Annotated in this window: 9 protein-coding genes; 7 read left to right on the top strand and 2 right to left on the bottom strand. The window is 66.9% G+C overall.

Annotated features, from left to right (window positions below; genetic code table 11):
* From ACE3UY_RS00185 to ACE3UY_RS00210, 6 genes are all read left to right on the top strand, one after another.
* Nucleotides 1-951 (top strand): NAD-dependent epimerase/dehydratase family protein (locus ACE3UY_RS00185; protein ID WP_374685531.1); only part of this gene is annotated, 951 nt, incomplete at its 5' end.
* Nucleotides 952-1,077: 126 nt separating this feature from the next.
* A complete protein-coding gene (locus ACE3UY_RS00190; protein WP_374685532.1) occupies nt 1,078-1,638 on the top strand; it encodes a dual specificity protein phosphatase family protein in 561 nt (186 codons plus the stop codon).
* Nucleotides 1,635-2,888 carry a pyridoxal-phosphate dependent enzyme gene (locus ACE3UY_RS00195; RefSeq protein WP_374685533.1) on the top strand — a complete coding sequence of 418 codons (1,254 nt, stop codon included), beginning with the start codon at nt 1,635-1,637 and terminating at the stop codon, nt 2,886-2,888. Before ACE3UY_RS00190 ends, ACE3UY_RS00195 begins: the two co-directional genes overlap by 4 nt.
* Before the next feature lie 44 nt (nt 2,889-2,932).
* A complete protein-coding gene (mutS, locus tag ACE3UY_RS00200; RefSeq protein ID WP_374685534.1) occupies nt 2,933-5,572 on the top strand; it encodes a DNA mismatch repair protein MutS in 2,640 nt (879 codons plus the stop codon).
* A 67-nt stretch (nt 5,573-5,639) separates the two neighbouring features.
* Nucleotides 5,640-6,281, top strand: coding sequence for a sensor histidine kinase (locus ACE3UY_RS00205; protein ID WP_374685535.1), 642 nt, complete (start codon nt 5,640-5,642; stop codon nt 6,279-6,281).
* 138 nt (nt 6,282-6,419) lie between these two features.
* Entirely contained in the window at nt 6,420-7,043 is a 624-nt protein-coding gene (locus tag ACE3UY_RS00210; protein ID WP_374685536.1) for a hypothetical protein, read from the top strand.
* Between the two features lie 68 nt (nt 7,044-7,111).
* On the opposite strand, the gene ACE3UY_RS00215 is transcribed toward ACE3UY_RS00210, so the two are convergent.
* Both ACE3UY_RS00215 and ACE3UY_RS00220 read right to left on the bottom strand, forming a co-directional pair.
* Nucleotides 7,112-8,263 carry a beta-ketoacyl-ACP synthase III gene (locus ACE3UY_RS00215; protein WP_374685537.1) on the bottom strand — a complete coding sequence of 384 codons (1,152 nt, stop codon included), beginning with the start codon at nt 8,261-8,263 and terminating at the stop codon, nt 7,112-7,114.
* 80 nt (nt 8,264-8,343) lie between these two features.
* A complete protein-coding gene (locus tag ACE3UY_RS00220) occupies nt 8,344-8,859 on the bottom strand; it encodes a putative immunity protein (protein ID WP_374685538.1) in 516 nt (171 codons plus the stop codon).
* A gap of 171 nt (nt 8,860-9,030) precedes the next feature.
* Here ACE3UY_RS00220 and ACE3UY_RS00225 point away from each other — a divergent pair.
* The coding region (locus ACE3UY_RS00225; protein ID WP_374685539.1) for a hypothetical protein at nt 9,031-10,889 on the top strand (1,859 nt) is incomplete at its 3' end.

Genomic DNA, 10,889 nt, shown 5'->3' on the forward strand with positions numbered 1-10,889 from the left:
GCCTGCTCCGAGTTGGCCGTGGAACGGGGCATCGACCTGTACCTGCTCAACCGGGGCCACTCACAGCAGCGGCCCATACCGCCGGCCGCCCACGTCTTGCATGCCGATGTGTACGATCCGGCCGCCGCGCGCGCCGCCCTCGACGGCCATACCTTCGACGCCGTGGTGCAGTGGATCGCCTTCGGGCCGGAGCGCATCGCCGCCGACCTCGACCTGTTCCGCGGGCGCGTCGGCCAGTACATCTTCATCAGTTCCGCCTCGGCCTACCAGAAGCCCATCCAGCGCCTGCCTATCACCGAGGAGACGCCGCTGGAAAACCCGTTCTGGGCGTACTCGCGGCAGAAGATCGCCTGTGAGGCGGCGCTGATGGCCGCCCACCGCGACGAGGGCTTCCCGGCCACCATCGTCCGGCCGTCGCACACCTACGACCGGACGCTGCTGCCGATCCACGGCCGGTACACCGTCGTCGACCGCATGCGCCGCGGCGCGCCTATCCTCATCCACGGCGACGGCACATCACTGTGGACGCTGACCCACCACCGCGACTTCGCCCGCGCCTTCCTCGGCCTGCTCGGCGAGCCGCGGGCCATCGGCGAGGCGTTCCACATCACCTCCGACGAGTCGCTGACCTGGGATCAGATCGCCCGGCTGGTGGGCGAGGCGGCGGGGGTCGAGCCGATCCTCGTCCACGTGCCTTCGGAAGACATCGCGCGCTATGACGCCGATTGGGGCAGCAGCCTGTTGGGCGACAAAACCCACAGCGTCCTCTTCGACAACAGCAAGATTCGCCGCATCGTGCCCGACTTTGCCGCCGAAATCCCCTTCGCCGCGGGCGCGCGCGAGATCATGGCCTGGTACGACGCCGATCCAGCCCGCCAGACGGTGGACGACGATTTCAACGCCCTGCTCGACCGCATCATCGCCGCCCAGCGGGCCGCCCACCCTGGTTGAGACGTGGGGGAGGGGGGCGCAGCGGGCGCTTTCTCAATAGATACGCACCGCGCTCCCCCGCTCCCCTGCTCCCCGCCCCCTGCTTCCAATTGCCAATCCCGCCCCGCGGCGTTATCCTTACCATCGATGAACCCATTCCACTGGGCCTTCGATAAATTCTATCCGGCCATTCGTTTTCTCTATGAGCGCGTGCAGGGCAATCGCTGGTTCGACCAAATCGCGCCCGGGCTGTGGCTGGGCGGCGCGCCAACCTATGGGCGCGACTACCAGTTCCTGCTCGATAACGGCATCAGCGCCGTCCTCGACATGCGCGCCGAGCGCGAGGGGGATCGCGCCTTCTACACCGAACACGACATCAACTACCGCCGGCTGGAGGTGCTGGACGCCACCGTGCCGGCCGATGAGTACCTGAGCGAGGGGGCGGACTGGATCGACGAGCAGATTGAGCAAGGGCGCTCGGTGCTCGTCCACTGCGCCAAGGGGCGCGGCCGGTCGGCCACACTCGTCGCCGCCTATCTGATGCGCCACGAGTCGCTGCCCTACGACGACTGCCACACGATGATGAAGTCCGTTCGCCCGCTAGTCAAGCTCGAGAATCGGCACCGCCGACGGCTGGAGGCGTGGCACGCGGGGACGCGCGGGCACGAGCAGCCCGCGGCGGCCCAAAGTGACGGGGGCATCGAGTGAATGCCCCCGCCTCGCTGGCCCGCACCCAACGCTCGCTGGGCGACCCCTCCCGGCGCTTCCCGCTCTTTCCGGCGCTGGTCGAGGGCTGCCCGGCCACCAGTACGGCCGAACTGCAATACCCATTGGCCCTGGAATACGACACGGCGCGCCTGCCGGCCGACTTCTTCCGGCGCGATCCCTACCCCGGCCTTTGGCGCTGGGGGGAATTGCTGCCGCCGCTGGCTCCCGGCCTGTCGATGGGCGAGGGGGGCACGCCGCTCGTCGCCGCGCCCCGGCTGGCCGATTGGGTCGGGCTTGAGAAAGAAGTTTACATAAAGGACGAGAGCCGCAACCCGACCGGCAGCCACAAAGACCGGTTGAACCTGTGCACCGTCAGCGCCGCCGTCCATAGCGGCGCGCCGGGCGTCACCGTGGCCTCGTCGGGCAACCACGGCGCGGCGGCGGCCGCCTATGCCGCGCGGGTCGGGCTGCCGTGCGTCCTGTTCATCACCGAGGGCACGGAGCCTCATCTGGTGCGCATGGTGTCGGCCTATGGCGCGGCCGTCGTGCCGCTGCCTCGACCGCTGCGGCGCGTGCTGATGCGCGAACTGGTGGAGCGGGCTGGCTTTCATCCCGTTAGCAGCATCACCCCCACGCACACCGGCCACCCTTTCGGCCCCGAGGGGTACAAGACCATCGCCTACGAACTCTACCGGCAACTGGGCGACCGGCTGCCGGCGGCCGTCTTCGTCCCCACCGCCTATGCCGAACTGCTCTACGGCGTCTGGCTCGGCTTCAAGGAACTGACCCGGCTGGGCGGCGTCGGCCCTGCGCCGCAGCTATTCGCCTGCGAGCCGGCGGCGGGCGCGCCGCTGCGCGCGGCGCTGGCCGCCGGACGGCCCGTTGTCCAGGTAGATGAGGCGCCGACGGCCGCCTACAGCATCGTCGTCGGCGCGAACAGCTACCGCGGCGTGCTGGCCGTGCGAGAGAGCGAGGGGGACGCCGTGGCCGTCTCCGACGCCGAGATGGCCGACGCCCAGACGGCGCTAGGGCGTGAGGGATTGTGGGCGGAATTCTCCGGCGCGGCCGGGCTGGCCGGGCTGCGGCAGGCCGCGGCCGGCGGCTGGCGCTTCGACGGGCCGGTCGTCTGCCTGATGACCTCCACTGGCTTCAAGGATCAGGGCTTGCCCATGCCGCAACTGCCCCCCGTCGCCCCCACCTGGGAGGCCGTTCGCCAGACACTTCGGGATGTGTATCAGCTTGAGGTGTGACGGCTGAGTGTAGTAGTCAGTAAGCAGTTAGCAGTGAAGAAGTTATGTCCGGCGCAACCGTGACCCCCAGCCGTCAGCAGTATCTCGACGTCAAGGCGCAATACCCCGACGCCATCGTCTTTTTCCGGCTGGGCGACTTCTACGAGACATTCGACGACGACGCCGCGCTGGTCGCCCGCGAGCTTGACCTCATCCTCACCAGCCGGCCGCAGGGCCGGAACGGGCGCATACCCATGGCCGGTGTGCCCCACCATTCGGCCGAGAACTACATCGCTCGCCTCATCGCCAAGGGGTACAAGGTGGCCCTGTGCGAGCAGATGAGCACCGAGCTCATCAACGGCCTCATGCCGCGCGAAGTCGTGCGCGTCTTCACGGCCGGAACGGTCGTCGAGCCGGGCATGCTGGACGCCGGGCGCAACAACTATCTGGTCGCCGTCGTCACCGACGCGAGTGGCGAGTACATCTCTCCGGACGCACCCCCTGTGGGTCGCGCCGGTCTGGCCTACGCCGACATCACCACCGGGGAATTCGCGACCACCCAGTTGGCGAACCGGCGCGAACTGCTGGAGGAATTGGCCCGACTCGCGCCCGTGGAGTTGCTCGCGCCGGAGGGAGCCGAGGCCGACTACCCGGCTATTCATACCATCAGTCGCCTGCCCGCCTGGCGCTTCGAGTTGGGCCACGCCCGCCAGACCCTCCTGCGTCACTTCGGCGTCGCCACGCTTGATGCCTTCGGCTGCGAGGGCAAGCCGCTGGCGACGCGCGCCGCCGGGGTCGTCCTTCACTACCTGCAAGAGACGCAGCGGGGCAGCGTCGGCCAGATGCAGCGCCTGACCACCTACACCACCGACGGCTACATGGCGCTGGGCGAGGCCACGCGCCGCCACCTGGAGTTGACCGAGGCGATCGCGGCCCGCGCGCCGGGCGGCGACCGCGCTCCGAGTACGCTGCTGTCCGTGTTGAACAAGACGGTCACGCCGATGGGGCTGCGCCTGTTGCGCCAGCGCATCACCCAACCCCTGCTGAGCGTGGACGCGCTGAACGCCCGGCTGGATCAGGTCGAGACGCTGGTCGGCGACGCCCTCTTGCGCGCCGACTCACGCGCGGCGCTGAAGGGGCTGCCTGATCTGGAGCGGTTGACCAACCGCGTCCTGGGCGGCCGGGCCGTCCCGCGCGACCTGGAACACATCGGCCTGGCGTTGGCCGCCGTGGGCCGCATCAAGGCGCTGGCTGCCGGCCAGGCCGCGCTGGCCGGCGCGGCACGGCGGCTCGACCCCTGCCCGGATGTAGCCGACACCATCGGCCGCGCCCTGGGCGACGACGCGCCGGGCAATCTGAACAAGAGCGGGTTCGTGCGCCCCGGCTTCTCGGCTGAGCTGGATGGGGTCGTCAATACCTCGGCCCACGCCCGCAAATGGGTGGCCGAGTTGGAGCCACGCGAGCGGGAGCGGACGGGCATCCCCTCGCTCAAGGTCGGCTTCAATAAGGTCTTCGGCTACTACATCGAGGTCACTCACGCCAACACGCGGCTCGTCCCATCCGACTACATCCGCAAGCAGACGCTGACCAACGCCGAGCGCTACATCACGCCCGACCTGAAGGAGTACGAGACGCTTATCCTCAACGCCGAGGAGCGCATCTTGCAGATCGAGCGGCGGCTGTTCAGCGAGTTGTGCCAGCACGTCGCCGGCAACAGCGAGCAACTGCTGACGACCGCCGCCGCGCTGGCCGAACTGGATGTGGCCGCGGCCCTGGCCGAGGTGGCTGCGCTGAATGATTACGCTCGGCCCACGCTCGCCGATGACACCGCCCTACACATCGAGGACGGCCGCCATCCCGTCGTGGAGCAGGCGCTCAACGCGGGTCTTGTCCCCGGCGCGCGCCGCGGCGAGCGCTTCGTACCCAACGACGTGCACTTCAACGATGACGCCCTCATCCAGATCATCACCGGGCCGAACATGAGCGGCAAGTCCACCTATCTGCGGCAGGTGGCGCTGATCACGCTGATGGCCCAGATCGGCAGCTTCGTGCCCGCCTCAGCCGCCCACATCGGCCTGGTGGATCGCATCTTCACCCGCATCGGCGCGCATGACGAACTGCACGCCGGGCGCTCGACGTTCATGGTCGAGATGGTAGAGACAGCCGAAATCCTCCACCACGCTACGCGCCGTTCGCTACTCATCCTGGACGAGATCGGGCGGGGAACCAGCACCTATGACGGGTTGTCGCTGGCCTGGGCCATTGTGGAGTACCTGCACAACCACCCGCGCCTGAAGCCGCGTACGCTTTTCGCCACTCACTACCACGAGTTGACCGGGCTGGCCGACTTTCTACCCGACGTGGTGAACTTCAACGTGGATGTGTCGGAGGAGGGGGGCGAGGTGACGTTCCTGCATCGCATTGTGCCGGGCGGCGCGGATCGCAGCTACGGCATCCACGTCGCCCAGTTGGCCGGGCTACCGCGCGATGTAATCCTGCGCGCCAACGAGATCCTGATCGACCTGGAGCGCCACGCCCCGACGGCGGCTGTCGAGCGCAGCCGTCTCTCCACCGGCCAGCAGATCGCGCTCTTCCCGGAGTCCAGCCCGTTCCTGGACGAATTGAGGCAGCTGGACGTGAACGCGCTGACGCCGTTGCAGGCGATCAATAAGTTGTATGAGTGGAAGCAGCGGTATGGTGGGTAGTGTGCGTATGGGCGATGAGTTAAATGATTCGCATAATCATGATGGGGCCGGGGTGAGTTTGTTAGCGTTGGCTTCGCATGATTTGCGGACGCCGCTGGCGATCATCCAGGGGTATGGCGGGCTGCTCGAAGATGGCCTGCCGGCCGATGCCGACCCGTTGATGCGCGAATCGGCCGCGACGATAATGGCCTATGCCAAGTCGTTTCAATACCTGATCGACAATCTGCTCACGCTGGAGCAGAGCGAGCGGGGGGAGTTGCGACTCTCCCCCGCTCGCCGCGACCTGAACGAGTTAGCCGGCGCGGCGCTGGCGGAGATCGATGGGCTGCTGGCTATCAAGGGGCTGACGGTGGAACGCCGACTGCCGCCGTCGGCCGTCTGGGCCGAGGTTGACGAGAAGCACATCATCCGCGCGCTCTATGCCGTCCTGGCCCAGGCCGAAAAGGCAGCTCGACCGGGTGGTGCGTTGCGGATTGAGGTGGCTGACGAAGGGGAATCCGCCCGCGTTTCGCTGTCTGACCCCGCCCGGCCGACGCCGCAGGAAGAACTCGACAAGCTGTTCCGATTGGAGCGCCACGCCGACGTGGGCCTGATCGCCGCCCGTGCTATCATCGAAGCCCACGGTGGCCGGCTCACGGCTCACGGCGCGCCGGGCGAGGGCGTGACCTTTACCCTGTATCTACCGCGAGTTGATGAAAGCGCGATCTGAGAGCGATGGATGTCTGAAGATCCGGAAGAAACCCTCACGCCAAGACGCAAAGTCCGCCAGGAAAACAGCGTTCTGCACTTCGCGAACTTTGCGTCTTTACATGAGCCCATCTCTTGGGACGAGGAGACATGGCGGCAATTGCCGGAGTTCCTGGGCAACCTGCCGGAGCCGGTTTGCCTCCACCTCTGGGCCGATAAGACGGGCAGCCCCGCCGAGCGCGAGGCGGTGCGCCTGGCCGGCGCGCTGGCCGAGCGCTTCCCTCTCCTGTCCTACCGCGTCTTCCCGCGCCGTGCCAACTACCCCTACTATCCGGTCATCGGCGTCATGGCCGGCACGGCCGAAGAGTCGTCTGACTACGGTCTGCGTCTCATCGGCCTGCCCATCGGCTATCAGATGACCTCGCTCATCGCCGCCATCCAGGCTGTCGCTTTTCGCGGCCAAACGTTGGAGCCGCTGACCCGCATCAAGCTGCGCCGGCTCGCGGCCGGGGCGACGGAGGAGATCGCCATTGAGTTGCTGACGTCGGCTGAGGACGAGACCGGCGCGGTGATCGCCAAGGCGGCTTTCGGCGCGGCGGCGGCCGAGACGCGGGTGCGCGCCTATCTAATCGTGACCGACTTCTTCCCGGAGGCGGCCCTGCGCTACTCGGCTGCCTACTTGCCGCACACCGTCATTAACAAGCGGGTGCACTTCAACGGGTTGCTGGACGAAGAGGAACTGTTGCGCCAGATCGCCTGGGCAATTTGGCAGAAAGAAGAATGATCCGCAGATTTCGCAGATTCAGAAAAGAAATCTGCGTAATCTGCGTAATCTGCGGATGATTTCTTCTATTAGTCTCCGTCAGACCCATCGCCGTTGCGCGATGGCCGGACGACAGCGGCCTCGACGCGGCGCTGCAGCCGGCGCACGTGGGAGCGCCCGCGGGCCATAACGTAACGCACCCGCTTCCACTCGCGATCTGGGAACGACACATCCGGCGGTGTCACGTCCCATTTGACCACCGACGCGCCCCACGTTAACCCGCCGCCAAAGCCGACGAGCACGACGTTGTCATCCGGCTTCAGCCGCCCATCGCGCACCGCGTCGCACAGCGCCAGCGGGATAGAGGCGGCCGAGGTGTTGCCGGTGTGCTCCAGGTTCAGATAGAACTTCTCCATCGGCAGCTTCAGCTTTTTGGCCGCCGTTTCGATGATGCGCACGTTGGCCTGGTGGGGGATGATCAGGGCGATGTCGTCCGTCGTCAGTTCGGCCATCTTGAGCACGTCGTGTATGGAGGAGGCGATTACGTTGGTTGCGAAGCGGTAGACCTGTTTGCCGTCCATGTCCACGATGTTCTTGTGGTGGCCGTTGTGGGAGAACTCAGCTCCGGCGATGGGGACGGGGTTGTGGTAGAGAGCCGGCAGGCTGAGCAGGTCGCCGCCCGAGCCATCGGAGCGCAGTGTGGTCGCCATGACGCCGCCGGGAATACTCGATCCTTTCAACACAACCGCGCCCGCCCCGTCGCCGAAGAGGACGCAGGTGCTGCGATCTTGCCAGTCGATGACGCGCGACATCGTCTCCGCGCCAATGACCAGCGCGTTGTGCACCGAGCCAGCGGCGATGGACTGCGCGGCCATTTGCAGAGCGTAGACGAAGCCGGAACAAGCCGCACTCAGATCAAACGCCCCCGCGTGGCTCGCGCCCAGATAGTCCTGCACCGTGCACGCCGTCGAGGGGAACATGTAGGCCGGCGTGGAGGTGGCGACGATGATCAGTTCGATCGCCGAGGGGTGCAGATCGGCCACCGCCAGGGCGCGGGCGGCCGCCTCAAACGCCATCGTGGCTGTCGTCTCGTGCGCGGCGGCGATGTGGCGCTCGTGGATACCGGTGCGCTGGTAGATCCACTCGTCGCTGGTATCAACCACGCGTGACAATTCGTCGTTAGTCACGACGCGGTCAGGGAGATAGCGGCCCCAGCCGACGACGTGGGCATATCGCATCATAGTTCGAGCCATTACGCAAGGGTCTCGGTATGTAAGAACCCGGCCTGCGCTGAACAGTTGCGCGCCCCGTAGCACATCGACTAGTAGTCGAACACCGACCAGCAGATGTCGTTTCGCAGTCGCTGATCATCCAGGACAAGGTCGCGGATCGCTTCCGGCAGTTGCTGGCGCTGCCACTGGCATTCCCGACGACCGGCGGCCTCGCTCTCCCCCTTTGGCGCGGCCGCCCGCACGGCCTTGATTGCGTAGGCCGCAGCGCCTAGCTCATGAGCGGCAACATGCGCCACCGCCGCCGCCTGGCCCGCAGCGTACGCGGCGTGCCGAGCGGCTCCCCCCAACTCTCTGGCCGCAGCGTTGGCGAAGCCAGCGGCCGTACGCGCTTGAGTCATTGTCATCTCACCTCGCGTCCAAGCGCGAGCCAATTCGATGGCTCGACGCGGCCGGTCGTCATTGGGTTGTACTTCCTCGAATAAGTGCAACACATGCTGTGCGCAATCGGCCGCCCATACCGCAAGCAGGTGATGATCGGAGTCTTGAAGGGTGCCGCCGCGACGCACAGTGATAAATCTGGGGTCTCGCTTCTTTGGTAATATCATTCTTGAGTTCCTACGCGTTCCTTCTGCCCAACATATAGTAGGCCGGAGCCGAATTCGCTTACCACTTACTGTCGTGATCATCGTCATTTCCTTCGGCTCGTCAATCAAGCCTAAACGCTGCGTGACCCCCAAACCTGACGGGTCTGGAATCGCGGATACAATCAGGCCAGCATGAACGAGTCGCCGCCAAGAGGGAGGAGTATCCGCGGGCTGCTGGCCGTCGCTTGCGCGTCCCTGTTGCTCTGCGCCGTATCGGCTTGCCTTCTTTGGTCGGTCCTCGCCCCGGTAGGGCGGGAAGCGTCTGCGCCAACCGCACTACCCGCGCCGACCGGCGCGCCGGGAACACTTTTACCGGCCGGCGTGCTGGCGACACCCTCGACCATCCCCTGCGACCTGCGACCGGCGACCTGCCACCCGTCGCCGCCCGCGTCGGCCTCGGTTGATCAGCAACCGCCGCCGGCGCGCGCCGCCCTCGACTTGGCCCGGTTGTTCACGACGACGCTACCCGCGCTCGACTACTTCGCCGCGGCCGAGGCGTTGGGGCGGGCTGAACTGGGCGAGCGCACCGTGCCGCCGGCGACCTACCAGATCGGCGACCGGCTGACGTTCCAGACGGCCGAAGGCCCGCGCCAGGCCGAACTGGTCTACCTGGACGACCTGGCCGCCTATTGGGTGGAGACCGGCCTGCCACTCGACCGCGCCGCGCTGGCCGAGGCCGCCGAGCGATTGCGCGCCGACTATTACCCGCTGCTCAGCCGCAACTTCGGCCAGGAGTGGCGGCCCGGCGTGGATGGCGATCCGCGCCTGACCGTGCTGCACGTGCTTGGGCCGCCCGACGCCGCCGAGTTGGGTTACTTCACCGACGAGGATCAGTACCCGCGCGCCCTCTTCGCTGAGTCCAACGAGCGGGAGATGGTCACCCTGAACATGTCACGCATGCAGCCGGGCGACCCGCTCTACGACGGCACGCTCGTCCACGAGGTGCAGCACCTCATCCAATGGAATCTGGACGCCAACGAGGATACCTGGCTCAATGAGGGGCTATCGCAGATCGCCGAGACGATGACCGGCCTCGACACGGTGGACTGGGAACCCTACCTGGATCAGCCGCACGTCCGGCTCGACCGCTGGTACGACTTCGCGCCCGACATCTATGCCCGCTATGGCGGCAGCTACCTGTATCTGCTCTATCTGTGGGAGCAGGCGGGCGACGCCGCGCTGCAAGAGTTGGCCCGCCACCCGGATAACGGCTTTGCCGCCATTCGCGCCGTCCTGGCCGGCCACCGGCCTGACCTGACACTGGAGCGCTTCACAGGTGACTGGGCCGCGGCGCTCTATCTGGATGGTGAGTCGGCTGACCCGCGCTACCAGTTGGTGGGCGTCGACCTGCGACCGCCGCTCTTCGCCAACCGTGCTCGCCAACTACCTTTCGAGGCCGCGGGTAGCCTGGAGCAATACACCATCGCTTACATTGACCTGGACTTCAGCGGCCCGGCCGTCCTCTCCTTCGCGGGCGACACGACCGCGCCCCTGACCGCCGGGCCTCCGCCGGGCGGCGACCCCTTCTGGTTCGCGCCGCCGGCCAATAGCAGCCGGGCGCAGTTGACGGCGGCGCTCGACCTGACCGGCCTCGGCGCCGCCAGCCTGACTTTCGACGTCTGGTATGACCTGGAGCCGGACTACGACTTCGCCTACCTTTCGGTTTCGACCGACGGCGGACAGACGTGGGAGCTGTTGACGCCCACGCACGCCACGTTAGGCTCCTTCGGCCCGGCCTGGGGCGGGCTGAGCGCGGCGCTCGGCGGCGAAAACGGCTGGGTGCGCGAGTCGATCCGGCTCGACGCCTACGCCGGGCAGCGCGTGCTGGTGCGCTTCGACATGGTGACCGACTTCGAGACGTTCGGCCGGGGATTCGGGCTGGCGGGGTTGTCCGTGCCGGAGTTAGCCCAGCCGCCGGTATGGGAGCCGGCCGGTTTCGTGGAGACGGGCTGGCTGCTGCCGCAGCAGTGGGAAGTCAGGCTTATCCGCGA

This window comes from Promineifilum sp. (SeqCode) (assembly GCF_041918635.1).
In the GTDB taxonomy this organism is placed as follows: Bacteria; Chloroflexota; Anaerolineae; order Promineifilales; family Promineifilaceae; genus Promineifilum.

Excerpts from the sequence above, each read along its gene's own strand:
- ACE3UY_RS00215 (WP_374685537.1), bottom strand. The coding sequence starts at position 8,263 with ATGATGCGATATGCCCACGTCGTCGGCTGGGGCCGCTATCTCCCTGAC.
- mutS (WP_374685534.1), top strand. The coding sequence starts at position 2,933 with ATGTCCGGCGCAACCGTGACCCCCAGCCGTCAGCAGTATCTCGACGTC.
- ACE3UY_RS00190 (WP_374685532.1), top strand. The coding sequence starts at position 1,078 with ATGAACCCATTCCACTGGGCCTTCGATAAATTCTATCCGGCCATTCGT.
- ACE3UY_RS00220 (WP_374685538.1), bottom strand. The coding sequence starts at position 8,859 with ATGATATTACCAAAGAAGCGAGACCCCAGATTTATCACTGTGCGTCGC.